Annotated in this window: 23 protein-coding genes, 4 tRNA genes and 4 pseudogenes; 19 read left to right on the forward strand and 12 right to left on the reverse strand. The window is 55.4% G+C overall.

What is annotated here, in order from left to right; all coding sequences use genetic code 11:
- Nucleotides 1–166: 166 nt before the first annotated feature.
- The 14 genes from tam (at nucleotide 167) to luxS (ending at nucleotide 10,856) form a co-directional block, all read left to right on the forward strand.
- Nucleotides 167–940, forward strand: a complete 774-nt coding sequence (tam, locus tag AC4PCC_RS04260; protein ID WP_492126517.1) for a trans-aconitate 2-methyltransferase — start codon at nucleotides 167–169, stop codon at nucleotides 938–940.
- A gap of 139 nt (nucleotides 941–1,079) precedes the next feature.
- The gene (pncC, locus tag AC4PCC_RS04265; protein ID WP_492126518.1) at nucleotides 1,080–1,574 is read left to right on the forward strand and encodes a nicotinamide-nucleotide amidase; all 495 of its coding nucleotides are present in this window, start codon (nucleotides 1,080–1,082) and stop codon (nucleotides 1,572–1,574) included.
- A gap of 97 nt (nucleotides 1,575–1,671) precedes the next feature.
- Complete coding sequence (gene recA / locus AC4PCC_RS04270; RefSeq protein WP_492126519.1) at nucleotides 1,672–2,730, forward strand: recombinase RecA; 1,059 nt, start codon at nucleotides 1,672–1,674, stop codon at nucleotides 2,728–2,730.
- A gap of 30 nt (nucleotides 2,731–2,760) precedes the next feature.
- Entirely contained in the window at nucleotides 2,761–2,961 is a 201-nt protein-coding gene (locus tag AC4PCC_RS04275; protein ID WP_492126520.1) for a hypothetical protein, read from the forward strand.
- The gene (locus AC4PCC_RS04280) at nucleotides 2,961–3,476 is read left to right on the forward strand and encodes a regulatory protein RecX (protein WP_492126521.1); all 516 of its coding nucleotides are present in this window, start codon (nucleotides 2,961–2,963) and stop codon (nucleotides 3,474–3,476) included. The genes AC4PCC_RS04275 and AC4PCC_RS04280 overlap by 1 nt, the downstream gene beginning before the upstream one ends.
- Nucleotides 3,477–3,615: 139 nt before the next feature.
- On the forward strand, nucleotides 3,616–6,243 hold the full coding sequence (alaS, locus tag AC4PCC_RS04285) for an alanine--tRNA ligase (protein ID WP_492126522.1): 2,628 nt from the start codon (nucleotides 3,616–3,618) through the stop codon (nucleotides 6,241–6,243).
- A 248-nt stretch (nucleotides 6,244–6,491) separates the two neighbouring features.
- Nucleotides 6,492–6,677 (forward strand): carbon storage regulator CsrA, encoded by a 186-nt coding sequence (gene csrA, locus AC4PCC_RS04290; RefSeq protein WP_004155916.1) that lies wholly within the window; start codon nucleotides 6,492–6,494, stop codon nucleotides 6,675–6,677.
- 337 nt (nucleotides 6,678–7,014) lie between these two features.
- A tRNA-Ser gene (locus AC4PCC_RS04295) sits at nucleotides 7,015–7,107 on the forward strand.
- 3 nt (nucleotides 7,108–7,110) lie between these two features.
- Nucleotides 7,111–7,187 (forward strand) — tRNA-Arg (locus AC4PCC_RS04300).
- Between the two features lie 157 nt (nucleotides 7,188–7,344).
- Nucleotides 7,345–7,421, forward strand: a tRNA-Arg gene (locus AC4PCC_RS04305).
- A 94-nt stretch (nucleotides 7,422–7,515) separates the two neighbouring features.
- Nucleotides 7,516–7,592: transfer RNA gene (locus AC4PCC_RS04310), tRNA-Arg, on the forward strand.
- Between the two features lie 379 nt (nucleotides 7,593–7,971).
- On the forward strand, nucleotides 7,972–8,547 hold the full coding sequence (gene yqaB, locus AC4PCC_RS04315) for a fructose-1-phosphate/6-phosphogluconate phosphatase (protein WP_492126523.1): 576 nt from the start codon (nucleotides 7,972–7,974) through the stop codon (nucleotides 8,545–8,547).
- An 81-nt stretch (nucleotides 8,548–8,628) separates the two neighbouring features.
- Nucleotides 8,629–10,188, forward strand: coding sequence for a glutamate--cysteine ligase (gshA, locus tag AC4PCC_RS04320; RefSeq protein WP_492126524.1), 1,560 nt, complete (start codon nucleotides 8,629–8,631; stop codon nucleotides 10,186–10,188).
- Between the two features lie 152 nt (nucleotides 10,189–10,340).
- A complete protein-coding gene (gene luxS / locus AC4PCC_RS04325; RefSeq protein ID WP_492126525.1) occupies nucleotides 10,341–10,856 on the forward strand; it encodes an S-ribosylhomocysteine lyase in 516 nt (171 codons plus the stop codon).
- Nucleotides 10,857–10,992: 136 nt separating this feature from the next.
- Here the strand turns inward: luxS and AC4PCC_RS04330 are convergent, their stop codons facing one another.
- Together AC4PCC_RS04330 and AC4PCC_RS04335 are read right to left on the reverse strand one after the other, a co-directional pair.
- A complete protein-coding gene (locus tag AC4PCC_RS04330) occupies nucleotides 10,993–12,279 on the reverse strand; it encodes an HlyC/CorC family transporter (RefSeq protein WP_067707843.1) in 1,287 nt (428 codons plus the stop codon).
- A gap of 25 nt (nucleotides 12,280–12,304) precedes the next feature.
- Nucleotides 12,305–13,096: a cytochrome C assembly family protein gene (locus tag AC4PCC_RS04335; protein ID WP_345828716.1), complete on the reverse strand. Its 792-nt coding sequence runs from the start codon at nucleotides 13,094–13,096 to the stop codon at nucleotides 12,305–12,307.
- Nucleotides 13,097–13,307: 211 nt separating this feature from the next.
- On the opposite strand from AC4PCC_RS04335, the gene ffh reads away from it, so the two are divergent.
- From ffh to rplS, 5 genes are all read left to right on the forward strand, one after another.
- On the forward strand, nucleotides 13,308–14,669 hold the full coding sequence (gene ffh / locus AC4PCC_RS04340; protein WP_067707849.1) for a signal recognition particle protein: 1,362 nt from the start codon (nucleotides 13,308–13,310) through the stop codon (nucleotides 14,667–14,669).
- A 136-nt stretch (nucleotides 14,670–14,805) separates the two neighbouring features.
- On the forward strand, nucleotides 14,806–15,054 hold the full coding sequence (gene rpsP, locus AC4PCC_RS04345) for a 30S ribosomal protein S16 (protein WP_067707853.1): 249 nt from the start codon (nucleotides 14,806–14,808) through the stop codon (nucleotides 15,052–15,054).
- A gap of 18 nt (nucleotides 15,055–15,072) precedes the next feature.
- A complete protein-coding gene (rimM, locus tag AC4PCC_RS04350) occupies nucleotides 15,073–15,621 on the forward strand; it encodes a ribosome maturation factor RimM (protein ID WP_067707856.1) in 549 nt (182 codons plus the stop codon).
- Nucleotides 15,618–16,427: a tRNA (guanosine(37)-N1)-methyltransferase TrmD gene (gene trmD / locus AC4PCC_RS04355; RefSeq protein WP_067707859.1), complete on the forward strand. Its 810-nt coding sequence runs from the start codon at nucleotides 15,618–15,620 to the stop codon at nucleotides 16,425–16,427. The genes rimM and trmD overlap by 4 nt, the downstream gene beginning before the upstream one ends.
- Nucleotides 16,428–16,472: 45 nt before the next feature.
- Complete coding sequence (gene rplS / locus AC4PCC_RS04360; RefSeq protein WP_003849035.1) at nucleotides 16,473–16,820, forward strand: 50S ribosomal protein L19; 348 nt, start codon at nucleotides 16,473–16,475, stop codon at nucleotides 16,818–16,820.
- A 147-nt stretch (nucleotides 16,821–16,967) separates the two neighbouring features.
- Here rplS and AC4PCC_RS04365 read toward each other — a convergent pair whose 3' ends face one another.
- From AC4PCC_RS04365 to AC4PCC_RS04410, 10 genes and pseudogenes are all read right to left on the reverse strand, one after another.
- Complete coding sequence (locus tag AC4PCC_RS04365) at nucleotides 16,968–17,198, reverse strand: ogr/Delta-like zinc finger family protein (RefSeq protein ID WP_492126526.1); 231 nt, start codon at nucleotides 17,196–17,198, stop codon at nucleotides 16,968–16,970.
- A 70-nt stretch (nucleotides 17,199–17,268) separates the two neighbouring features.
- Nucleotides 17,269–18,369 (reverse strand): annotated as a pseudogene (locus AC4PCC_RS04370) (phage late control D family protein).
- Nucleotides 18,369–18,854, reverse strand: coding sequence for a phage tail protein (locus tag AC4PCC_RS04375; RefSeq protein ID WP_492126527.1), 486 nt, complete (start codon nucleotides 18,852–18,854; stop codon nucleotides 18,369–18,371). The pseudogene AC4PCC_RS04370 and the gene AC4PCC_RS04375 overlap by 1 nt, the downstream one beginning before the upstream one ends.
- A pseudogene (locus AC4PCC_RS04380) lies at nucleotides 18,851–21,556 on the reverse strand (phage tail tape measure protein). The gene AC4PCC_RS04375 and the pseudogene AC4PCC_RS04380 overlap by 4 nt, the downstream one beginning before the upstream one ends.
- A complete protein-coding gene (locus AC4PCC_RS04385) occupies nucleotides 21,549–21,668 on the reverse strand; it encodes a GpE family phage tail protein (protein WP_033786692.1) in 120 nt (39 codons plus the stop codon). The pseudogene AC4PCC_RS04380 and the gene AC4PCC_RS04385 overlap by 8 nt, the downstream one beginning before the upstream one ends.
- A gap of 14 nt (nucleotides 21,669–21,682) precedes the next feature.
- Nucleotides 21,683–21,991 carry a phage tail assembly protein gene (locus AC4PCC_RS04390; RefSeq protein WP_492126528.1) on the reverse strand — a complete coding sequence of 103 codons (309 nt, stop codon included), beginning with the start codon at nucleotides 21,989–21,991 and terminating at the stop codon, nucleotides 21,683–21,685.
- A gap of 73 nt (nucleotides 21,992–22,064) precedes the next feature.
- A pseudogene (locus AC4PCC_RS04395) lies at nucleotides 22,065–22,562 on the reverse strand (phage major tail tube protein); the annotation flags it as partial.
- Between the two features lie 12 nt (nucleotides 22,563–22,574).
- Nucleotides 22,575–23,745: pseudogene (locus AC4PCC_RS04400) on the reverse strand (phage tail sheath protein).
- A 119-nt stretch (nucleotides 23,746–23,864) separates the two neighbouring features.
- A complete protein-coding gene (locus AC4PCC_RS04405) occupies nucleotides 23,865–24,188 on the reverse strand; it encodes a DUF1493 family protein (RefSeq protein WP_492126529.1) in 324 nt (107 codons plus the stop codon).
- A complete protein-coding gene (locus AC4PCC_RS04410; RefSeq protein ID WP_492126530.1) occupies nucleotides 24,185–24,640 on the reverse strand; it encodes an STM2901 family protein in 456 nt (151 codons plus the stop codon). The genes AC4PCC_RS04405 and AC4PCC_RS04410 overlap by 4 nt, the downstream gene beginning before the upstream one ends.
- Nucleotides 24,641–24,651: the final 11 nt, after the last annotated feature.

Genomic DNA, 24,651 nt, shown 5'->3' on the forward strand with positions numbered 1-24,651 from the left:
ATCGGCAGGAAACAAGCGGCGTCAGGTAAAACAGATCCACTTGTGTGTCGACGGGACGCTGGGCAGAGATTTCTCCCAAAACGCCAGCCCAGGGCAGATGAATACTTTGCCGTTGTCCGCAGGCATTCTAAAGTTATCAGACCGAAATACCGTTGATGAGGTTGATATGAACGACTGGAATCCCGATCTCTATCGTCAATTTGAAGCTGAACGTACCCGCCCGGCGAAGGAGTTGCTTGCCCGCATCGTCCACAATCACGTGCAGCAGGTGACCGATCTTGGCTGTGGTCCCGGCAACAGTACCGAACTGCTTTATCGTGCCTGGCCCACTGCCAATATCACCGGGCTGGACAGTTCGCAGGCCATGCTCGAGCAGGCCCGTCAGCGACTGCCGGAGTGTCAGTTTATTCAGGCCGATATTCAGCACTGGCGGGCCAGTCCGCTTCAGGATGTGATCTATGCGAATGCATCCTTACAGTGGCTGAGCGACCATCAACGGCTGCTGCCACATCTGATTTCACAGCTGGCAGAGCGCGGCGTGCTGGCGGTACAGATGCCGGATAATCTCGACCAGCCGACACACAGCCTGATGCGCAAAGTGGCGGAGTCGCCCGACTGGCGGGGAAAAATTGGCGATGAAGCCGCCCGACGCAAGCGAATACTGCCTGTCGACGCCTGTTACGATCTGCTTAGCGCCGCCGGATGTCATGTGGATATCTGGCATACGACCTATTATCACATCATGCCTTCGCACGCGGCGATAATCGACTGGCTACAGGCCACCGGCCTGCGGCCCTTTCTCGCGCCTTTGACGGAAGACGATCGTCGCGTCTTTCTCACGCAGTATCACCGTGAGCTGCAAGGGGCCTACGGGATACGCGAAGGGGGAAATATCCTGATGCCTTTCCCTCGCCTGTTTATGGTGGCGCAGAAAGGGTAGGGGGATGCTTTACTGATTGTTGAGCGTGCCACGGCGCCAGCAATGGAAAGCGTATCGCAACCCGGGAATGGGCTGCGCGCCGGGGCGGTAAAAAGTGATAATGTGTCTCTCTTCACGGGTGAACGCACAGGGAGTAAAAATGAACGATAATGAATTACACCGGCTGAGCGCGGACATTGGTCAGCGGCTGCTTAGCCAGCGGGCGACGCTCACCACGGCTGAGTCCTGCACGGGCGGCTGGATAGCAAAAGTCCTCACCGATATTGCCGGCAGTTCACAGTGGTTTGAGCGCGGTTTCGTCACCTACAGTAATGACGCCAAACAGGAGCTGGTGGGGGTGACGGCAGCTTCACTGTCGCGCTTTGGTGCCGTGAGTGAAGAGGTTGTACGGGAGATGGCCGAGGGAGCGCGTGATAAAGCCCATGCTCAGTACGCGGTTTCCGTCAGCGGCATTGCGGGGCCGGATGGTGGCAGCGAGGAAAAACCCGTCGGTACCGTATGGTTCGGTTTCGCGGCGGCGGGCAAAAAGACCGAGGCGAAACGGCAGGTTTTTACCGGTGACCGCGAGGCCGTTCGCCGCCAGGCCACGGCCTGGGCGCTGCTCCGGCTACGTGAACAGTTTCTGGAAAAATAAACTTGATACTGTATGACTATACAGTATAATTGATTCCATATTGAAGATGATGCAAAGCCACATAAGTGTGCTTTACCCCGCGTGATTAGGAGTTGAAATGGCTATTGATGAAAACAAGCAAAAAGCACTGGCAGCAGCGCTGGGCCAGATTGAAAAGCAATTTGGTAAAGGCTCGATCATGCGCCTGGGTGAAGACCGCACTATGGATGTGGAAACCATCTCCACCGGCTCCCTGTCGCTGGACATCGCCCTGGGTGCGGGTGGTCTGCCGATGGGCCGTATCGTAGAAATCTATGGTCCGGAATCCTCAGGTAAAACGACGCTGACCCTACAGGTGATTGCCTCGGCCCAGCGTAAAGGTAAAACCTGCGCATTTATCGACGCCGAGCATGCTCTGGATCCCGTCTATGCGAAGAAGCTGGGCGTAGACATTGATAATCTGCTGTGCTCTCAGCCCGATACCGGTGAGCAGGCGCTGGAAATCTGTGACGCCCTGGCGCGCTCAGGTGCGGTAGATGTCATCATCGTTGACTCCGTGGCGGCGCTGACGCCGAAAGCGGAGATCGAAGGTGAAATTGGTGACTCTCATATGGGCCTTGCGGCACGTATGATGAGCCAGGCAATGCGTAAGCTGGCGGGTAATCTGAAAAACTCCAGTACGCTGCTGATCTTTATCAACCAGATCCGTATGAAAATCGGTGTTATGTTCGGTAACCCGGAAACGACTACCGGCGGTAACGCACTGAAGTTCTACGCTTCTGTTCGCCTGGATATCCGCCGTATCGGCGCCATCAAGGAAGGCGATGAGGTAGTGGGCAGTGAAACGCGGGTGAAAGTGGTGAAGAATAAAATCGCCGCCCCCTTTAAGCAGGCCGAATTCCAGATTATGTATGGCGAAGGTATTAATATCTTCGGTGAACTGGTGGATCTGGGCGTGAAGCATAAGCTGATCGAAAAAGCCGGCGCCTGGTATAGCTACAACGGTGATAAAATCGGTCAGGGTAAAGCCAATGCGGGCAACTTCCTGAAAGAGAACCCGGCGACAGCTAACGAGATCGACGCTAAGCTGCGCGCAATGCTGCTGAATAATCCAGATAGCAAGCCGGATTTCATCCCGACCGAAGCTGAAACTGACGAAGCCAGCGAAGCCAATTAAATGGCCTGATAGCCTGCCTGAGTGAAACGCGTGTCTGTTTTCACTCAGGTGTTGGCTCAGCAAGCAAAAAAAAGAGCGGTGTTAAACCCGCTCTTTTTTTATATCCGTCGCGCCAGCCTGCCCCTCGTTTTTCCGCATTCGCAAATATTCTTTTACGCCTTTGTCTCTTTGCCCGTTCCTCGCTACCCTTTACCTGAACCCACTCTAAAACTGACTTTTTATGGAGAATGATGTCTGACGCCAGCGAACGTACCCAGTTTTCACGCCTGCTAGATCGGGCGATGCGCATTCTGGCAATGCGTGACCACAGCGAGGCCGAGTTTCGCCGTAAGCTCACGCTTTCAGCGGAGCGTGCCGCCCTGTTCGCTAAAACAAAGTCACAGGAGCCGGAAACCCTCTCGCCGGAGATGACAGATAAGGTGGTCGCCTGGTGTTTTGAAAACCGTTACCTGGACGATGCCCACTTCGCCGAACGCTTTGTTGCCAGCCGCAGTCGTAAAGGCTACGGCCCGCAACGTATCCGCATGGAACTGGGGCAGAAGGGCGTTGAAAAATCACTGACGGACAAGGCGCTGGCAGAGGCGGAGATTGACTGGACAGGCCAGGCCTGTGCCGCAGCCGAGCGCAAGTTTGGCCTGCCGCTGCCAACGGAATGGAAGGAAAAAGCGAAGGTCCAGCGCTATCTGATGACAAAAGGCTTCCTTTCTGACGATATTCGCGCGATTTTCTCAAATTATGACCAATGACCGTCAATGGGATTTTACTTCCCAGCGCAGAAATTTTATCTTATTCACCACTTTATGATCGTGCATTGTCGGTATCAGGACTTTCCTGTCGGCAGAGTAAAATCCACGAAACGTTTGTTAGCGTGATTTCAGGACAATTATGAGCAAGAGCACTGCAGAGATTCGCCAGGCGTTTCTCGATTTCTTTCATGGCAAGGGACACCAGGTTGTAGCCAGTAGCTCCCTCGTCCCGAACAATGACCCGACATTACTGTTTACCAATGCCGGTATGAACCAGTTCAAAGATGTTTTCCTCGGTGGGGACAAACGCAGCTATTCGCGCGCCACCACCTCGCAGCGCTGCGTTCGCGCCGGCGGCAAGCATAACGATCTGGAAAACGTCGGTTATACCGCGCGCCACCACACCTTCTTCGAAATGTTGGGCAACTTCAGCTTCGGCGACTACTTCAAGCATGATGCTATCAGCTATGCCTGGGAGTTGTTGACCGGCGCGGAGTGGTTCAATCTGCCAAAAGAAAAGCTCTGGGTGACCATTTACGAAACCGATGACGAGGCTTTTGATATCTGGGCCAACGATGTGGGCGTACCGCGTGAGCGAATTATCCGCATTGGCGACAACAAAGGCAGCGCCTACGCGTCGGACAACTTCTGGCAGATGGGCGATACTGGCCCATGCGGCCCCTGCACCGAAATTTTCTTTGATCACGGCGACCATATTTGGGGTGGCCCTCCGGGCAGCCCGGAAGAGGATGGCGATCGCTATATTGAGATCTGGAACATCGTCTTTATGCAGTTTAACCGTCAGTCGGACGGAACCATGCTGCCGCTGCCGAAACCCTCTGTTGATACTGGCATGGGGCTGGAACGTATTACCGCAGTACTGCAGCACGTCAACTCTAACTACGAGATCGACCTGTTCCAGAAGCTGATCAAGGCTGTCGCTGACGTAACCGGGGCTACCGATCTTAGCAATAAATCACTGCGCGTGATTGCCGACCATATTCGCTCCTGCGCCTTCCTGGTAACCGATGGCGTCGTCCCGTCAAACGAGAACCGTGGCTACGTTCTTCGCCGCATCATCCGTCGTGCCATCCGTCACGGCAATATGCTGGGCGCACAGGGCAGTTTCTTCTGGAAGCTGGTGGCACCGCTAATTGAGGTGATGGGCCCGGCGGCTCACGATCTGGCCGGGCAGCAGGCGCATGTTGAGCAGATTCTGCGTACTGAAGAAGAGCAGTTTGCGAAAACCCTTGAGCGTGGTCTGGCGCTGCTGGATGAGGAGCTGGATAAGCTTACTGGCGATACGCTTGATGGTGAGACCGTTTTCCGCCTGTATGACACTTTTGGCTTCCCGGTGGACCTCACGGCGGATGTGTGCCGTGAGCGTAACCTGAAAATTGATGAAGCCGGCTTCGAGCAGGCGATGGAGCAGCAGCGCCAGCGCGCCCGTGATGCCAGCGGTTTCGGTACCGATTACAACAATGTGATCCGCATTGATGAAGCTTCTTCTTTCAAGGGCTACGACCAGCTTGAGCTGAACGCGACCATTACCGCTATCTTCGTGGACGGCAAGCCCGCCAGCGAGATTTCAGCCGGTCAGGAAGGGGTGATTGTCCTGGACGAGACGCCTTTTTATGGCGAATCGGGCGGGCAGGTTGGCGACACGGGCGAACTGAAGAGCAGTGCGGCCCGCTTTACCGTGACGGATACGCAGAAGTACGGCCAGGCGATTGGTCATATCGGCAGGCTTGAATCCGGCCATCTGCGCATCGGCGAGCGGCTGGAAGCAGACGTCAACCCGGCGCGCCGCGACCGCATCCGTCTGAACCACTCTGCGACGCACCTGCTGCATGCCGCGCTGCGCCAGGTATTAGGCCACCACGTTGCGCAGAAAGGCTCGCTGGTGAACGATAAGTACCTGCGCTTCGACTTCTCTCATACCGAAGCCATGAAGCCGCAGGAGATCCGTCAGGTCGAAGAGATCGTCAATGCGCAAATCCGTCGTAATCTGGCGGTTGACACCAACATCATGGAGCTGGAAGCGGCGAAGGCGCACGGTGCGATGGCGCTGTTCGGCGAAAAATATGATGACCACGTGCGCGTGCTGACGATGGGTGATTTCTCTACGGAGCTCTGTGGTGGTACGCATGCCAGCCGCACGGGCGACATTGGTCTGTTCCGTATCCTTGCGGAGTCCGGAACGGCAGCGGGCGTACGCCGCATCGAAGCCGTGACGGGTGAGCGCGCCCTGACGCAGATGTATGCGCAAAGTGAGCAGCTACAGGATATTGCACAGCTGATTAAAGCGAACAGCAGTAACCTGAATGAGAAAGTTCGCGCCATGATCGAAAACGTGCGTGGACTGGAAAGAGAGCTTCAGCAGCTGAAGGATCAGCAGGCAGCACAGGAAAGCGCTTCACTGAGCAGTCAGGCGATTGAAGTAAAAGGCACCCGGCTGCTGGTCAGCGAGTTGAAAAACGTTGACCCGAAAATGCTGCGTACGATGGTCGATGACCTGAAAAACCAGCTGAAGTCTGCCGTCATCGTGCTGGCAACGGTCGCTGATGGTAAGGTGTCTCTAATCGCTGGGGTGACCAAAGATCTTACTGACCGCGTTAAAGCGGGCGAACTGGTGGGTGAACTGGCCCAACAGGTCGGCGGAAAGGGCGGCGGGCGTCCGGACATGGCCCAGGCGGGCGGGACGGATGCTCAGGCGCTACCAGCCGCGCTGGCTGGCGTCGAGTCATGGATTGCAACAAAACTGTAAGTCTAATAAAAATGCATCTCAGAAGGCGCTGTAGGGGGATTCCCTCAGCGTTTTTCTGATTGGGTGCGGGCCAAAACACATAAAGTCAGGTTGACGGTGCCTATTTCGGCTAAACTAAGTATCAGCATAATGTATGGGTATGGTGGTGCAGTTGTAATGTATTTGTCATAGTCTACATTTAGCGTTATACGATGGATAATGCCGGGCGACACTTGACCCGACTCTTTTAATCTTTCAAGGAGCAAAGAATGCTTATTCTAACTCGTCGAGTTGGTGAAACCCTCATGATCGGTGATGAGGTGACTGTAACGGTGCTGGGTGTCAAAGGGAACCAGGTTCGCATCGGTGTGAACGCCCCTAAAGAAGTATCGGTTCATCGCGAAGAAATCTATCAGCGTATTCAGGCCGAAAAAACTCAGCAAACGAGTTACTAACGGATCCAGCGCCTCGCTGCCTATAGCGAGGCGCTACCGGTTTGCTGTTTTTCCCTTCCGTTCACCCTCTTTGATCTCTTCTTCCCCTCTGTAGTCGCCTTCGCAGCCTGCTTTTGTTTGTTGGCCTGCATCACTTTCGTTGTTATCCAGCCTCAGTTTCATTGTTGATAAATCACTCTTTTTGTCGTCAAAACACCCCAATCGCCTGCGAAATGTGCAATTAAACACGTAAGGGGAAAAATTGTTTGACTTATAAGTCCGCCAAAGTAATATGTGCGCCACGCAGTGCCGATGAGCAGAAACAACGTTCTGAAGCACAACTCGCAAGAGTGCGTATGGTGAGGTGGCCGAGAGGCTGAAGGCGCTCCCCTGCTAAGGGAGTATGCGGTCAAAAGCTGCATCCGGGGTTCGAATCCCCGCCTCACCGCCATTTGCATCCGTAGCTCAGCTGGATAGAGTACTCGGCTACGAACCGAGCGGTCGGAGGTTCGAATCCTCCCGGATGCACCATTACTGATTAAGGTGATGGCAGAAAGTGTGTTGGGCGATACGGTGTTAGCAGCCTGTATCAACGGTGAGAGTATTACACCGGGTTTGAAGGTGAGCTGTCAGCACCCTGTTTTAAAGGTGAGTCGTTAGCACCCTGCGTTATACCAGAATTTGCAATGCATCCGTAGCTCAGCTGGATAGAGTACTCGGCTACGAACCGAGCGGTCGGAGGTTCGAATCCTCCCGGATGCACCAATCTAAAGCGTCGCAAGGCAGTTTAGAAATGGATTATCAGCTTCTTCAGTATCTCCTCAGGTTTGTCGCGTTATCTCCCCCTTGTTTTTCCGATGCATCCGTAGCTCAGCTGGATAGAGTACTCGGCTACGAACCGAGCGGTCGGAGGTTCGAATCCTCCCGGATGCACCATTTTACCTTTGTCTGTACGTCATCAACCCTGTTCTACAGCGGTTCAAAATAGCCCGCCTTCGCGAGCGTCGCATGACCTTTTCATTATCAAAAATAGCTTTAGTCAGGTCTCTCCCTGCGGTTGAGGTGACATCTGTATCCTGCCCCGGTTATACCCTATTGTTCGCCCTGTTAGCCCCCTCAAATTTAACTTAATTACCCTTTAGCGAATGCTATGCCGCTGTTTTACCAGCTGTTTGCCTCTGAGCTTATTCTGACGCCATTATCTGATAATAAGAATCCCTAAGTATTTCAAGGCATTTGCTGATCCATGCCATCAGCGACAAAGTCCCTGCTTTGCGCTAAAGTAATCGTTCGCAGATTAAGGGTGTGACAGACAATGTATGATCGTTATGAAGGTCTGATATTCGATATGGATGGCACCATTCTGGATACCGAGGCGACGCATCGTAAAGCCTGGCAGTCGGTTCTTGCCCGACACGGCTTACCGTTCGACGAGCAGGCTCTGGTAGGACTCAATGGCGCCCCCTCCTGGCGTATTGCCGAAGCGATTATCGCCAGCCATCATAGCGATGTCGATCCGCATTTGCTGGCAGGTGAAAAAACGACGGCATTAAAAGAGATGCTGTTTGATACCGTGCGTCCGCTGCCACTGATTGATGTGGTGAAAGCCTATAAAGGGCGTCGCCCGATGGCGGTGGGAACGGGAAGCGAGCATGCAATGGCGGAGGCTCTGCTTCAGCACGTTGGACTGCGGCACTACTTTGATATCATCGTGGGTGCTGACGACGTGATGCGACACAAGCCTGAGCCGGATACCTTTATTCGCTGTGCCGAGCTGATGAACGTGGTTCCCACGCGCTGCGTGGTTTTTGAGGATGCTGATTTTGGTATTCAGGCCGCAAAAGCGGCCGGCATGGACGTCGTAGATGTTCGCAACATACAGGGCAAATAGTGGCAGTGGTTCGCGAATCTTCGGCGCTGCGGTTAACATTATGCTAAACAATAATAAATTTTCTCCGAGCGGGAGGTCAATTTGATCCCGGACGTATCACAGGCGCTATCCTGGCTGGAAGCGCACCCTGACGCACTGAAAGGCATTGGTCGCGGTATTGAGCGTGAAACGCTGCGTGTCCGACCCGATGGCCATCTGGCCACTACCGGGCACCCTAAATCGCTGGGTTCGGCTTTAACGCACAAGTGGATCACCACCGACTTTGCTGAAACGCTGCTGGAATTTATTACGCCGGTTGATGACAACATCGATCATCTGCTGGCGTTTCTGCGTGATATTCATCGCCACGCCGCCCATGAGTTGGGCGAAGAACGTATGTGGCCGATGAGCATGCCCTGCATGATTGAGGACAGCGACCAGATCGAGCTGGCGCAGTACGGCAGGTCAAATATCGGGCAGATGAAAACCCTCTATCGTCAGGGTCTGAAGAACCGCTACGGCGCGCTGATGCAGGTTATCTCCGGCGTGCACTATAACTTCTCTCTGCCGCTCTCTTTCTGGCAGGCCTGGGCAGATGTCAAAGATGAGAAAAGCGGCCATGAGGCCATTTCTGATGGCTATCTGCGCCTGATCCGTAACTACTACCGCTTTGGATGGCTAATCCCCTATCTGTTTGGTGCTTCACCGGCGATCTGCGACTCTTTCCTGCAGGGCAAAGAAACTAAGCTGCCGTTTGAGCGTACCGAAAAAGGGTTACTTTATCTGCCGTATGCGACCTCGCTGCGTCTGAGCGATCTGGGCTACACCAACAAGTCGCAAAGCGGGCTGGGTATAACCTTTAATGAGCTGCCCGGCTATGTGAAAGCGTTAAAAGCGGCGATTAAAACGCCTTCGGCAGAATACGCCCGTATGGGCACCAAAGATGCTGCGGGCAACTGGCTACAGCTCAACACGAATGTGTTGCAGATAGAGAACGAACTTTATGCGCCTGTACGCCCTAAGCGCGTGACGCGTCCGGGTGAGAACCCGTCTGATGCGCTGCTGCGCGGTGGGATTGAATATATCGAGGTGCGCTCCCTGGATATCAATCCGTTCTCCCCAACCGGCGTGGATGCGAATCAGGTTCGCTTCCTCGATCTGTTCCTGATCTGGTGTACGCTGGCCGAAGCGCCGGAAATGAGCAGCGATGAGCTACTCTGTACGCGTGAGAACTGGAATCGGGTGATTCTGGAAGGACGTAAGCCAGGACTGATGCTGGGCATAGGCTGCGGTGAAGCACAGATCTCGCTGGCCGAGGCCGGGAAGACCCTGTTCCGGGACCTTAGAAGGGTGGCAGAGACGCTGGACAGCCAGCAGGGCGATCGCCAGTACCAGGAGGTCTGTGACCGTCTGGTTGCCGCATTCGACGATCCGGAACTGACCTTCTCCGCGCGTATACTGGCCATAATGAAAGAGAACGGCATCAGCGGAACGGGACTGGCGCTGGCGGAAGAGTATCGGCAGCAGCTGGCTAAAGAGCCGCTGGAGGTGCTGAATGCATCACAGTTTGCGCAGGAAGCGGAATGCTCCAGCCGTAAGCAGCAGGAAATTGAAGAAAGTGATACGCTTAGCTTTGAAGATTTTTTGAAGAGTCGCAGCTGAAAAAGAAAATGGCCACATCACTGTGGCCAAAGTAACATCACTGATGTCAGGGATGATGATAACAAAATTGCGCGTCTTTCATATATTCAGACCGGGTGCGACAGAGAAAGTTTCATCGTTGTATAAATAAATTCATTTGTTGAGGTAACAATATGCCATTGCTGGATAGCTTTACCGTTGATCACACTATCATGGCTGCCCCTGCGGTTCGCGTTGCTAAGACCATGAACACTCCTCATGGCGATACCCTTACCGTCTTCGATCTGCGTTTCTGCAAGCCGAACAAAGAAGTGATGCCTGAGCGCGGTATCCATACGCTGGAGCATTTGTTTGCTGGCTTTATGCGCAACCACCTGAACGGTGATGGGGTTGAGATTATCGACATTTCACCTATGGGATGCCGCACAGGCTTCTATATGAGCCTGATTGGTACGCCGGACGAGCAGCGCGTGGCGAAAGCCTGGAAAGCGGCGATGCAGGATGTGTTGAAGGTCACTGACCAGCGCACTATCCCAGAGCTGAATGAGTATCAGTGCGGCACCTACCAGATGCATTCGCTGGATGAAGCGCAGGATATTGCACGTCATATCATCGACAACGACATTCGCGTGAACCACAACGACGAGCTGGCGCTGCCGAAAGAGAAGCTGAAGGAACTGCATATCTAGTTTGAAGGGGCCGGCAGTACCGGCCCTGAGAGCTATGTTCATCAGGGGAGACGATGCTCCCCTGAGTTATATCTGTGGCCCTAACGATTCCATCCGTGTATTGTCTGCGACCTCACCGATACCATCTGCATGCTATCTACGATCCTACCGATTCCTTCAGTGATTTTTTGGGCGTGATTTTCACCTGCTTGATCATATTTTCCTGCACGTCGAGAATATCTATCGCGTAGTGACCTATACGTATGGTGGTATTGGGCAGGGGGATGTCCTCCAGCGCTTCCAGTACCATACCGTTAATGGTGCGGGCTTCATCTTCCGGTAGCGTCCAGTTGAAAGCCTTGTTCAGTTCACGCACGTTGGCGCTGCCTTCAATCAACACCGAACCATCATTTTGCGGCATCACCTCTTCGGCCAGCGTAGGAGACATTGAGGTGGTAAAGTCGCCCACAATCTCTTCCAGAATGTCTTCAATGGTGATCAGGCCTTTGATGTCGCCATACTCGTCCACCACCATGCCGACTTTTTCCTTATTACGCTGAAATTTCACCAGCTGAACGTTTAGCGGGGTGCCCTCAGGAATGTAATAGATTTCATCGGCCGCGCGCAGCATCACCTCTTTGGTGAACTCTTTCTTTTCGGTCATCAGGCGGTAGGCTTCGCGCACCCGCAGCATGCTGATGGTGTCATCCAGCGAATCGCGGTAGAGCACGATGCGACCGTGCGGCGAGTGGGTAAGCTGGCGGACAATGGATTTCCAGTCGTCATTGATATTGATGCCCACAATCTCGTTGCGCGGCACCATGATGTCATCAACGTTAACTTTCTCCAGATCCAGCACCGACAGCAGCATATCCTGGTTACGGCGCGACATCAGCGAGCGGGACTCGTAGACGATGGTTCGCAGCTCTTCCTTGCTGAGCGCTGAATTAACGGCACCGTCGGTCTTCATGCCAACCAGGCGCATCAGGATGCGGGTGATGGTATTGAGCAACCAGACCACCGGCATCATTATCACCTGCAGCGGGCCGAGCAGAAGGCTGCTGGGAAGGGCCACTTTTTCAGGATAAAGCGCGGCGATTGTTTTTGGCAGAACCTCGGCAAACACCAGCACGCAGAAGGTCAGAATACCGGTGGCAATGGCCACGCCTTCATCGCCATGGAGACGCATGCCGACAATGGTGGCCAGCGCCGACGCCAGGATATTGACGAGGTTGTTGCCGATCAGCACCAGACTGAGTAAGCGGTCAGGGCGGCGGAGGAGTTTTTCTACGCGACGTGCCGCGCGATTGCCGTTTTTGGCCTGATGGCGCAGCTTGTAGCGATTGAGCGTCATCATGCCGGTTTCGGAGCCGGCGAACCAGGCCGAGACCAGAATCATGATGACCAGCGTAACGATCAGTGTGGTGGTTGAAACGTGTTCCAACGAGGGAATTCCTTGTATTAAGCGATCAGGAGGTCAGGAAGTGTTGCAGCATCCGGCTACCAAAGTAGGCCATCGTCAGCAGCAATGCGCCGCCACAGTTGAACCAGGCTACGCGGCGTCCGCGCCAGCCCTCATGGTAGTGACCCCAGAGTAAAACGATATAAACAAACCAGGCGAGAATGGACAGAACGGCCTTGTCGATATTCTCGCGGCTGAATAAATCATGCATATAGAACAGGCCGGTGCACAGCACCAGCGTCAGCAGCACCACGCCCACCTGCGTGATATGAAACATCTTGCGTTCGATGGTCATCAGCGGGGGGATATCGCTACTGAATGCCAGCTTCTTATGCTTAAGAAGGTAGTCTATCCAGGCCAGCTGGAGGGCATAAAGTGCAGCAATAATTAGCGTGGAATAGGCGAATAGCGCAAAACCGATATGCACCAGCATGACCGGTGTGGTTTCCAGATGCGTGATAAAGGCATTGGGCACAAAGGTCGCAAACGCCAGGTTAATCAGCGCGAAGCTGTAAACGATGGGCAGCAGTATCCAGCCGCGATTGCGCGAGGCGACGATGGTCATAATCGCGCAGATAATCAGGCTAACCAGCGAAGCAATATTCAGCAGGCTCAGATTCTGGCCGCTGCCCATGGCAAAAATCCGCTGCTCCAGCGCTACGGCGTGGCAAAACAGCGCAATAAACGCTGAGATGACGGCCAGTCGACGCCAGCCGCTCTGTTTGCGCAGCAGGCTGGGGACAATCAGGGCAAGGCTGGAGGAGTAGGCGCACAGGGCGACAATCGAAAAAACGGCCATAAATAATGTTAGCTACCGGTAAGACAAAGAAAAAAGCAGTATAGCGCCAGCCGCTGCTGGCTCCAAACGATCTCCACAATGAAGGCGGAGATTCGCGGCCATCTTCCACGCTGGTAATGCGTACAATTGCGGGACACAGCCTGGTCGCTTCATGTTATAATCCGTCCCATTGTGTCGCCTGGCGACCTCTCATTACGTTGAGCGAGAGACGATGTTTGATAATTTAACCGACAGATTGTCGCAGACCCTGCGCAATATCAGTGGCCGCGGAAGGCTGACAGAAGACAACATCAAGGACACCCTGCGTGAAGTGCGTATGGCGCTGCTTGAGGCGGACGTTGCGCTGCCGGTGGTGCGGGACTTTATTGGCCGCGTAAAAGAGCGCGCAGTAGGCCAGGACGTCAATAAGAGCCTCACGCCCGGTCAGGAGTTCGTCAAGATAGTCCAGAACGAGCTGGTCGTGGCGATGGGGGCGGAAAATAATACCCTCAACCTGGCGGCTCAGCCCCCGGCGGTCGTCCTGATGGCGGGCCTGCAGGGTGCGGGTAAAACCACCAGCGTCGGTAAGCTGGGTAAATTCCTGCGCGAAAAGCACAAGAAAAAAGTGCTGGTGGTCTCGGCCGACGTTTATCGCCCGGCGGCGATCAAACAGCTGGAGACGCTTGCTGAACAGGTTGGCGTGGATTTCTGCCCTTCCGATCTCAGCCAGAAGCCGGTCGACATTGTTAAAAACGCGCTTCAGCAGGCAAAGCTGAAATTCTACGACGTGCTGCTGGTGGATACCGCCGGCCGTCTGCACGTTGACGAAGCCATGATGGACGAAATCAAACAGGTTCATGCCGCGATTAATCCGGTTGAAACCCTGTTTGTGGTCGATGCGATGACCGGCCAGGACGCCGCCAATACGGCAAAAGCGTTTAATGAAGCGCTGCCGCTGACCGGTGTCGTGCTGACCAAGGTCGACGGTGACGCACGGGGTGGCGCGGCCCTCTCTATCCGTCATATCACTGGCAAACCGATCAAATTTATGGGCGTGGGTGAGAAAACCGACGCGCTGGAACCCTTCTACCCGGATCGTATTGCCTCGCGTATCTTAGGCATGGGCGACGTGCTGTCGCTGATCGAAGATATCGAAAGCAAAGTTGACCGTGCCCAGGCGGAGAAACTCGCCAGCAAGCTTAAAAAAGGCGACGGCTTCGATCTGAACGACTTCCTTGATCAGCTTAAGCAGATGCGTAACATGGGTGGCATGGCCAGCCTGATGGGTAAGCTGCCGGGTATGGGGCAACTGCCGGACAACGTGAAGTCACAGATGGACGATAAGGTGCTGGTGCGTATGGAGGCGATGATTAACTCCATGACGCGTAAAGAGCGTGAGAAGCCGGAAATTATCAAAGGCTCACGCAAGCGCCGTATTGCAACAGGTTCTGGCATGCAGGTGCAGGACGTTAACCGCTTGCTTAAGCAGTTTGACGACATGCAGCGCATGATGAAGAAGATGAAGAAGGGCGGTATGGCGAAGATGATGCGCGGCATGAAGGGTATGATGCCGCCGGGATTCCCAGGCCGATAAGTCAGCCGGAAAAGCGCTCAGGCGAATTAGATTGCTTTTTGCGCCAAAATGAGTAAAATTTTCGGGCTTTTTATATTGCATCCGGGCCCCGTTCCCTCAATGGGGCCCGGTTGTTTTATTAACTCAAGAGGATGTTATGGTAACAATTCGTTTGGCACGTCACGGCGCTAAAAAGCGTCCGTTTTATCAGGTAGTCGTCACTGACAGCCGCAATGCTCGCAACGGTCGCTTCATTGAGCGCGTTGGTTTCTTCAACCCAATCGCATCTGGTCAGGCTGAAGCACTGCGCCTGGACCTGGACCGCATTGAGCACTGGGTTGGCCAGGGCGCTACGCTGTCCGATCGCGTTGGTGCGCTGATCAAACAAGCTAAGAAAGCAGCTTAATCTGTCACGGTGGTCAACATGAGCAAGCAACTCGCCGCGCAGCCTCCCGCTAACCCGTTAGTATTAGGGAAAATGGGATCGGCCTATGGCATCCGTGGTTGGCTCAAAGTGTTTTCCTCCACCGAAGATGCCGAAAGCATTTTTGACTATCAGCCGTGGTTTATCCAGCGGGCGGGTCAATGGCAGCTAATCGAGCTGGAAGGCTGGAAGCGCCACAATCAGGACATGATCATCAAGGTCAAAGGCATTGAAGATCGTGATGCAGCAGGTCTGCTGACGAATTGCGAGATTATCGTAAATTCTGAACAGCTGCCTGTGCTGGACAGCGGTGACTATTACTGGAAAGACCTTATTGGTTGCCAGGTGGTCACAACTGAAGGCTACGAACTGGGTAAAGTCACGGAGTTGATGGAAACCGGTTCGAACGACGTTCTCGTCGTGAAAGCAAACCTGAAGGATGCATTTGGTGCGAAGGAGCGGCTGATTCCGTTCCTTGATGGACAGGTTATCAAGAATGTCGATCTCTCTACCGGCAGTATCGAAGTAGATTGGGATCCTGGTTTTTGAGCTCCGGACAACGTGGTAACACGCCAGCGCCGTCGCTGTGGATAGGCATAATCAGCCTGTTCCCGGAGATGTTTAGCGCGGTTACCGACTACGGAGTAACCGGCCGGGCAGTAAAAAATGGCCTGCTCAGCATTCAGAGCTGGAGTCCTCGTGACTTTGCTCATGACCGGCACCGTACCGTGGACGAACGTCCTTACGGTGGCGGACCGGGAATGCTAATGATGGTTCAACCCTTACGGGATGCCATCCACGCAGCAAAAGCAGCGGCAGGAGAAGGTGCAAAGGTGATTTATCTTTCACCTCAGGGGCGCAAACTCGATCAAAACGGCGTTTGCGAACTGGCGACAAGCGAGAAGTTAATTCTGGTTTGCGGTCGCTATGAAGGGATTGATGAGCGCGTAATCAAAACCGAGATCGACGAAGAATGGTCGATTGGCGATTACGTTCTCAGCGGTGGTGAGCTACCCGCAATGACGCTGATTGACTCTGTCGCCCGGTTTATACCTGGCGTACTGGGCAAGCAGGCGTCGGCCGAAGAAGATTCGTTTTCTGATGGTCTGCTGGATTGCCCCCACTATACCCGACCTGAGGTATTAGAAGGGATGGAGGTTCCGCCAGTTCTGCTGTCGGGCAACCATGCTGAAATTCGCCGTTGGCGCCTGAAGCAGTCGCTGGGCCGTACCTGGCTAAGAAGACCTGAACTTCTGGAAAACCTGGCTCTGACTGAAGAGCAAGCAACGTTGCTAACCGAATTCCAGCGGGAGTTCAACCAGCAACATAACGATGATGGGCAGTCCCGGCAGTAGCCGCGATGCCTGAATATCAGTTTACCCAGGATAAGAGATTTAACTATGAGCAACATTATCAAGCAAATTGAGCAAGAGCAGATGAAGCAGGACGTACCTTCATTCCGTCCGGGTGATTCCGTGGAAGTGAAAGTATGGGTCGTTGAAGGCTCCAAAAAACGTCTGCAGGCATTCGAGGGCGTGGTTATCGCTATTCGTAACCGCGGTCTGCACTCTGCATTCACTGTTCGTAAAATTTCTAACGGCGAAGGTGTTGAGCGTGTATTCCAGACTCACTCACCGGTAATTGACAGCATTGCTGTTAAACGTCGTGGCGCCGTGCGTAAGGCCAAACTGTACTACCTGCGTGAGCGTACTGGTAAGTCAGCTCGTATCAAAGAGCGTCTTAACTAAGGACTCGCTAACGCGACATCTGAAAGTTAATAGCAAACAAGGGGTTGGCGTGATGCCAGCCCCTTTTTTTATTGTCTTGTCCACGGATTGGCTACGCAGATTTATTTTGTAGTCAAATGTAGGCATTAAAAAACCCGCCGAAGCGGGTTAGAGCCAGAGTTGGCCTTGGGACGTTTTGGAGCCTCCACGGGCAGGGTGGGGCGGTACGGGATTTACTCTGCCTGGACACATGATTATATCAGTTACAGTTTCTAAGGATTTGAAAGTACATCCGCAGTTGATGTTCTTGCACTGGTTGTATCGTTCTTTTGTGTTCTTAGAGAGCACAACACTGCTGCGTGTATATGCAGCGTGAGAGCACTTTGGACAATTCATCATTTAGGATTCGCCCTGTTGAATATTTAACTTGATCACACCTATTGATTACCCAAAAGGATAATAAATATTACTATTGCAAGCTTGAGTCCTCGATTTTAACTTCAAGTTCGATGCTGGTCGTATATCCGCTGTCAGAGCTCAGGCTGTGCGTCAACGTTGTGATGATCCATTCCCCCGCATCAATCTGCTGCTTGAAGCCACTTACCTTCACCGGCATTTCCGTGTATAGCTCTGCGCGTCCCTTCGCCAGCTGGATTGAGAACCTTGCTACACCACGCTGCAGGCGTTCCCACTGCATTTTGGCCGCCCGTTCGGCGTTGCCTCTGTTCGCGTAAGTGCGGCTCAGTACCAGCACGTTTTCGTCAGTGCCGATCAGGTAATCTCCCTGCTTCGCCTCCGGTTCTTTCTTCTTCTTCGCCGTGGCTTTACGTCGCCTGCGCTTCACCTTCGCTACAGGCTTTTTTGCCGGTTCGCGGGTGTGCAGCCAACTGGCGATCACGCCGGTGTAGGCGTCACGGTCCACAAGGGTGAAGCGGTGGCTGTCTCCGTCCCTGCGCTGAAGGGTGATTACCGGAAGCGCCTTGCCGCTTGCCGTTTTACCCTGGCCCTGGCGGATAAAAAGCAAATTACCGTCCTTGACGCAGGCCACCGCGCCACACTATTTAGCCAGGCGCATCAGAAAGCTGGCGTCTGATTCATTGGTCTGGTCAAGGTGGTCAATTTCTGTTGCCGCCATGTCCTCACCCATCGCCGCCTTCAGTTTGTGCCGTCCGGCGATGTCCCGGACAATTTCGCCTGCGGTGGTTTTGTGCCAGGACTTCTCCCGTTTCGTGTTTAGCGTCTGCCGGAAGTCCGCGCTGCGTGCCCGCAGCGTCAGGCGGTCAGGCGTGCCGCTGTGCTCGATTTCGTCAACGGTATAGCTGCCTTTCGGGAAAAGCGGCGCATCCTGCCAGCCCAGCGACAGCGAAAGCACGACACCACGGCGCGGCAGCTGCAGCTGGCCGTTCGCATCGTCCAGCTCGATATCCAGCTGGTCCGCCTCAAAGCCCCGGTTGTCAGTGAACGTCAGGCTCAGCAGGCGCTTTTCCAGCTTCTGCGTGATGTCTGCCCCGTCCATCGTCAGACGGAACGCGGGGGAATTCTGCTGGCCGTTAATCCACGGGGTTGTCATCATGAGAATAACCCTCCCGCTGCGGCGCTCACCTTCCCGGCAGCGGTAACTGCTGCACCCTGCATGGCAGACAGCTGATCGCTGAGGCTGCCGAACATTTCCCCCAGTGATTCATCGGTGCGCTTCAGCGTCAGCGTGAATTCAATGCGGCGGCACAAGCCGCTGCTGAAGAATTCCGCTTTGGTCTGACTCAGGCTTTCAATCACGAACATGCCGTAAATTGTTCCGCTGCCCTCAATAAGCGGCCATGCGCGGCCCAGCTCCGCAATCTGTTCCAGCGCGAACAGCGACAGCCTGCCGCCGGTAATCTCCGGCAGTAGCACACCGGAAAGCGTCAGCGTGTCTTTGTCCGGGCCTAAGAACTGCAGTGACGGCCTCACGCCTACCCGACTATTTGAGGGGAAACGCCAGCTGCGCTGATACTGCAGCTCCTGATAAGGTAGCGTCCTCAGCATGAAAACAAATAAGCCCAGCGTCATCATCATTCCTCAAATCCTCCCCTGTCGCGGTAACTGCTGCGGGCGCGGGCCTGCGCCTGCCGCTCTTTTGCCTCCAGCCTGCGCATCACCTCATCAACCAGATCCTGCTGGCTCTCTCCCGGCTGCTGCACGATGGTGAAGGAGGCGTGAATCTGCGGCGTAGCTCCCTGTGTAGCACTGCCACTCATGCGCGGTGCTTCCTGCCGGTAAGCCTGAACCGGCAGGCTGAGCGGGTGCAGCGGCTTCGCCTCCGCTGTCGCTCCGGCACCACCCAGCGTCAGCGCCGCCAGTGCTGCCAGTCGTGCAGTACTCCGGCGGCTGGTCACGTTCGCCGGACCGCTGACCAGCTCCGGTCCGTTTTCACCAGCCACGCCGAACTGCCCGGACGGGATAAAGCCGCCGCTGTCGTACATGCCCGCAAATCCGGGGAACCCGCCCGGCGGCAGGGATACACCGCCCCCCGTTTTTACTGTTGTCGGTCGCGGCAGTTGCGGCTCGCCGGACTTATCGCCGCCTGGCTTCAGGAAATCCGGCAGATAGTCGGTCAGTGACGACAGCTTATTTTTAATCGCATCCCATTTCTGGCTGATACCCGCCATCAGGCCGTCAATCACCTGTGAACCCGCTTCCTGAAAATGTGCGGGCAGCGCCTTAGTGTCGGAAACAATCTCACCCCACTTTGTGCTGATGTAGGTGCGGATTGCGGTCCAGATGCTGCTGACCTTTGTGCTGATAGCGTCCCAGATGGCGGCAAGCTTCGGTCCCAGCGTGTCCCAGTTCTGCCAGATAAGCAGCGCCCCGGCTGCTATCAGCCCGATAACGGCCAGAATCGGGTTTGCGAACATCAGCCGCCCCAGCCACAGCACGCCGTTCCCCACGATGCCGATGGTGCTTTTAATCAGTCCGAAGGCGCTGAATGCTTTGATACCTAACACGTTGAAGCTGAGCCGCAGCAGCGCAAGCGGTCCCAGCACTGCTGCCAGGCCGATCATGAACGTGCCCAGCATCAGCACCACCGCCGATATGACCGCCGCTGCTTTTACCAGCGTGCCCGCCAGCTCCTTGTTGTTTCCCACCCAGCGGCGGGTTGCACCGGTAACTTTTTTCACCATGTTCATGATGTCCATCAGCGGCGTGGGCAACGAATCGCCCAGGCCGCTCATGGTGTTGGAAACGCCGGTTTTGGTCAGCATCCACTGTGCCGAAAGCGAGTCCTTGTTGATGTCAGATTCCTTCTGCATCGAACCCTTTGCAGCATCCCCCTGTGTCAGTGCCAGCTGTCGGCGCAGCTCCGGCATGTTATTGACAAGTTTTGCCGCTGCAGGCCCAAATTCTTTGCCAAAGAGCATCGTCAGCACGGGTACTCTCTTGCTGTCCGGCAGTTTTTTAACCTTTTCCAGAACGCACATGATGGTGCCCATCGCATCAGTGGTCATCTGCTTTTAAATCTTTGCCGGGTCCAGTTTCAGCAGGTCCATGCCGTCCATAAACCGGTTACTCTGCATCGTGGCTATAGACAGCTCGCGCACCATGGCATTAGCGGAACTGGCCGTAATCTCAGAGGTGGCACCCAGCGTCAGGAATGTTGAACCCAGTGCCGCCACCTGACGGAAGTTCATCCTGTCGGCCACGCCGCCCATGCGCTGCAGCACGTCGATGATGTCGGAACCCTTGGACATGGCGTTATCGTCCAGGTAGTTCAGCGCGTCGCCCAGCTGTTCGATGTTGCGCGTGGGGATTTTGTACAGCTGCGCAATCTTGCCCAGCCCTTCGGCCAGCTCACCGGCGGGCAGTTCAAACGCGGTGGACGCCTTCGCCGCCGTGGTGGCAAAGGCCATCAGGTCGCGCTTCTGGTCCTCATAGGAATCATTCTGGTTCGTCACGCCCATGCGCGCGCCGCCCTCAACCAGCGCGGCGTAGTCAATCGCGCCGTTTTCCATCGGCAGCTGCTCACTGGCGGCCTTGATGGCGGCCTGCATGTCATAGAACTGCTTTGTGCGGTTGCCGCTGTCGTCGCGCAGCCCGTTGACCTGCTTTGCCACGCCCTTCATGGCGTCTTCCATTGCCGCTGAAGACTTCACGGCGGCCAGCACCGGCGCGCCCATTGCCAGCCCGGCGGCAGACGTTGCCGCACCGGCACCGGCCACGCGATCGCGCACCTCAAGCGATCGGGAATATCGCTCACGGACCGCGCGCATTTTTGCCTGCCGTTCTCCCAGCTTTTTAAGCGACAGCTGCTGCCGGTCAATGGCGACGCGCGCCTCGTCCGACTGACTTTTCAGCTCGCGCTGTGCCTGGCTCAGTTTCTTCGTGTCGATACCGGCAGCGCCCAGCGCCTCACGCTGACGCTGCACCGACAGACGCAGCCCGTTGTAAGTCTGCTGCAGCTGGCTGGCGCGGTTCTTTGCCTGCTCCAGCACGCGGGCCTGTGCAGCGGTGGGCTTGTTTGTTTCCGTAAACTGCACGGCCAGCCGCGCCGCTTCTTCGCGGGCGGCTTTAAGGTTGTTAGCAGTGATGGCAAGCTGTGAGCGGGTTTTACGGAAGCCGTCAATGCGCCCGGCCTGTGCGTCCAGCGCCTTAAGGGTGTTGCGCGTGTCGCGCAGTGTGCCAGCCAGCTCGCGCGTGCTGTCGCGGGCGCTGCGGAAGGGGCGCGTCAGCTTATCGACCGCGCCCAGCACGACCTGTAAACGCAGATTTTTATCACTCATCGCTGGCCCTGTGTCGCAGGATTGCTTTGTGCCGCCACTCCAGAACTTCGGTCAGCGTCATGGACTCCGTAACGGAGGGCGGCCAGTGAAAGACGGTGGCGATGTCCGCCACCAGATCGTCTACCGTCAGGCCGTCGCTAAATCCGACAGGACCGACTTCTTCAGCAAAAAAGTGACCACCTCTACCGACAGGCTGACCAGATCGGCGGGGTCCATTTCGTTAATTTCCTGCGTGGTCAGCGCCGGGGTGGTGATACGCGGCAGCATGGTGATCAGTGCGTTTACGTCCATGTCCAGCAGCGCCTGCAGGCGGGTGCCGCGCAGCGCGCCGGACTGCGGCTTGCGCACGGTGATGGAGGTGATTTCTGTTTTGCCGCGCAGGATCGGGGTGTCCAGCTCAACGGCTTTTTCATTTGGCGTGGTTTTGTCAGTCATGATTTGATTCCGTTAAAAAGAGAGATAAGCGGCAGGCGCAACACCTGCCGGGATGATTACAGGCCCAGCGCGTGCGGTGCGCTTCCATCAGGTCGGTGCCGCCCACGATTTCGATCATGTTCACCAGATCGCACTCATAGAGCACTTCGCCGTTGATGGTCAGCTTTGCGTAACTGTTGGTGCCGGACACTTTGGTGGTGCTGGATTCGCCGGTTTTCCATTCGCCGGAGTCCAGCTCCTTATAGCGTCCGCGCGTGACCAGCTCGACCGCCTGCACTTCGCCGGTGTCGTCGCGCTGAATGGAGCCGGTAAAGCGCAGCTGAATGCCATCCACGGTGGTGGTGCCCATCTGCTTAATCAGCAGCGCTTCAGTGCCGCCAATGGTGAATTCCGTATCCAGCGCGCCATCGTCCAGGCCCATGTCAATGTCCACAGCACCGGCCATGCCGCCGCCGCGATACTTCTCAAACTTGCGGGTGAATTTCGGCAGCGTCACGGACTCAACCAGCCCCTGCCAGTTGTTGCCTGCGTTGAACAGGTTCAGATGCTTGAGTTTGCGGGGTAATGCCATCTTTCCGTCTCCTTATGCGCTGACGCGGCTGCTGAAATCGAGCAGGTACTGGTCTGTGATGCGCTGGCGCAGCAGCAGGTTTTCCAGCGGCGGCACTGGCGTGTAGTCGTAATCGATCAGCAACTTGCCCGCCTTGAGCGTGTATTTATCGTTCACGCTCTCGTCCAGCCAGCAGTCCGCGCCAATCAGATAGCCTTGTGTCACCAGGCTGCGCAGCTTCGCGCGGATGCTCTCGATGATGTCGCGGGCCAGCGACGGGTTCAGCGCACCGTCAACGGACCACATCTGCCCTTCAGCCATGGTGTCCATCAGCACCTGCGCGGTGCGGGTGTAACACTCAAACTGAAACAGCGGATCGTCGCTGAGGCAGCGGGAACCCCAGAAGCGGAAGCCGTCTTTACGGATAAGCGTGGTGACGTCGTTCTGGTTCAGCAGGCCCGCATCAGTGGCCGGATCCTGCAAGTCCCAGAAAACGTCTTTTGAAATGCCGGTGACGCCGTTCACGCCAACGTTTGACAGGGACTTGTGCCAGCCGGTCTGCTCGTCGATTTTGGCACGCAGGCCCAGCGCGCGGGCGGTGGCGTAGGCCGTCGCGTCCGCCTTCAGCACGGTGTCAAAACTGATGAAGTCAGGCCAGATCAGCATCCCTTCGCGCTGGCTGAAGTTGCTGCGGTAAGCAATCGCCTCTTCAACGCTCTTGCAGCCATACGCGGACAGGTAGGCAAAGCCGCGCAGGCTCTGCGCCACGCTCAGCAGTTCGGTGGCAACAGCTTTGGTGTCGTGGCCCGGCACGCCCAGAATGCGGGGCTTTACGCCGCAGACAGACTGCGCGGCCAGCAGCGCCTTCATGCCGGTGCGCTGGCCGTCGGTCACGCCGCCGATGATGTTGGCGGTGGTTTCAGCTTCGGTTTCGCCCTGCGGAACGCGCACGACGACGGTGACAGGTTTGGACTGATCAGCGATGGCATCCAGTGAGCGCGCCAGCGTGCCGGACTCTCCGGCCTTGCCGCTGGCGGTGAGTACGTCGGTTAACAGCACCGGGCGGTTTAGCGGAAAGGTGGCCGCGTCGGCGTCGTCGCCGGTGCAGACCAGCCCGACAATCAGCGGTGCTGACGGTGGTGATGGTTAGGGTGCCCTCGTTGATTTCCTCAACGCGCACGCCGTGGTGATAATCCTGTGCCATGTGGCGGTTCTCCTGTGAAGGGGTTCCGCTATGGTCAGGTCTCAGGGAAGGTAAATCATGCTGTTGTCATTGTGTGGCAGCTGACACAACGGGCAACTTGCATTACCCGTGGTGAGCAATCAGAAAAGCCAGCGTCCTGCACGGGCTGACTCTATGAACATTCTTATGGTCAGAGGCTTTTTATCCTGTATCACGGGCGCGCGTGAGAACAGCGACGGTTTTTTCCAAGGGAAATAAGCGGCAGTACTGAAGTCTGCTGGCTCTACGTTGAAGTCATGGAAAAACTTCTCCGCCATCTCTGCAATATCATCCGCTTCGTACTGCTCCTGCAGAATATCATCGTCGCCGACTTTAATTTTCTTTAACAGGAGCGTGGTCACCAGCGGCAGCTCACGCAGAATGAAGTCACGCACCATATCAGGGGTTACTGTCATATTATTCACCAGATTTTATCCTCCGGGCGCACAATCAGGTTATAGCGATGGACGGTGCGGAAACTGATTTGTGCGACATCTTTTGCCAGAATCACCCATCCGACAACGGGCACGGCCCTGCCCACGAACGCCCCCAGATTATTTACCCAGAAAATCTTCAGCCCGCGAAGGCTGAAGGATTTGGCGGTCAGGGTTGGCAGAATGCGGCGCCGGAATTTGTATGACAGGTGTTTGCGGAAAAAGAGCGATGCAACGGAAGTGCCGGGGGTTGCAGTATTAGGCTTGCCCGGTACGTCGATATTATTGTTGCCCAGAATTAGTCCCGCAACGGCCACAATATCCTGCACGCCCAGCTGTTTTTGTGTCTCATCAACCAGCACCCAGAACAGCAGTTCCTGCGGCGTCAGATTCGGCAAATCGTTGAAATAATAGGTACCATCCAATTGCTCTGTTGTATCCATGCCTGCAAATC

This window comes from Erwinia sp. L03-1 (assembly GCF_058686115.1).

What these genes read in the sequence shown, in the direction of transcription:
- tam (WP_492126517.1), top strand. Translation starts at nt 167, where the DNA reads ATGAACGACTGGAATCCCGATCTCTATCGTCAATTTGAAGCTGAACGT.
- pncC (WP_492126518.1), top strand. Translation starts at nt 1,080, where the DNA reads ATGAACGATAATGAATTACACCGGCTGAGCGCGGACATTGGTCAGCGG.
- recA (WP_492126519.1), top strand. Translation starts at nt 1,672, where the DNA reads ATGGCTATTGATGAAAACAAGCAAAAAGCACTGGCAGCAGCGCTGGGC.
- AC4PCC_RS04280 (WP_492126521.1), top strand. Translation starts at nt 2,961, where the DNA reads ATGTCTGACGCCAGCGAACGTACCCAGTTTTCACGCCTGCTAGATCGG.
- alaS (WP_492126522.1), top strand. Translation starts at nt 3,616, where the DNA reads ATGAGCAAGAGCACTGCAGAGATTCGCCAGGCGTTTCTCGATTTCTTT.
- csrA (WP_004155916.1), top strand. Translation starts at nt 6,492, where the DNA reads ATGCTTATTCTAACTCGTCGAGTTGGTGAAACCCTCATGATCGGTGAT.
- yqaB (WP_492126523.1), top strand. Translation starts at nt 7,972, where the DNA reads ATGTATGATCGTTATGAAGGTCTGATATTCGATATGGATGGCACCATT.
- luxS (WP_492126525.1), top strand. Translation starts at nt 10,341, where the DNA reads ATGCCATTGCTGGATAGCTTTACCGTTGATCACACTATCATGGCTGCC.
- AC4PCC_RS04335 (WP_345828716.1), bottom strand. Translation starts at nt 13,096, where the DNA reads ATGGCCGTTTTTTCGATTGTCGCCCTGTGCGCCTACTCCTCCAGCCTT.
- ffh (WP_067707849.1), top strand. Translation starts at nt 13,308, where the DNA reads ATGTTTGATAATTTAACCGACAGATTGTCGCAGACCCTGCGCAATATC.
- rpsP (WP_067707853.1), top strand. Translation starts at nt 14,806, where the DNA reads ATGGTAACAATTCGTTTGGCACGTCACGGCGCTAAAAAGCGTCCGTTT.
- rimM (WP_067707856.1), top strand. Translation starts at nt 15,073, where the DNA reads ATGAGCAAGCAACTCGCCGCGCAGCCTCCCGCTAACCCGTTAGTATTA.
- rplS (WP_003849035.1), top strand. Translation starts at nt 16,473, where the DNA reads ATGAGCAACATTATCAAGCAAATTGAGCAAGAGCAGATGAAGCAGGAC.
- AC4PCC_RS04365 (WP_492126526.1), bottom strand. Translation starts at nt 17,198, where the DNA reads ATGATGAATTGTCCAAAGTGCTCTCACGCTGCATATACACGCAGCAGT.
- AC4PCC_RS04375 (WP_492126527.1), bottom strand. Translation starts at nt 18,854, where the DNA reads ATGATGATGACGCTGGGCTTATTTGTTTTCATGCTGAGGACGCTACCT.
- AC4PCC_RS04390 (WP_492126528.1), bottom strand. Translation starts at nt 21,991, where the DNA reads ATGACTGACAAAACCACGCCAAATGAAAAAGCCGTTGAGCTGGACACC.
- AC4PCC_RS04410 (WP_492126530.1), bottom strand. Translation starts at nt 24,640, where the DNA reads ATGGATACAACAGAGCAATTGGATGGTACCTATTATTTCAACGATTTG.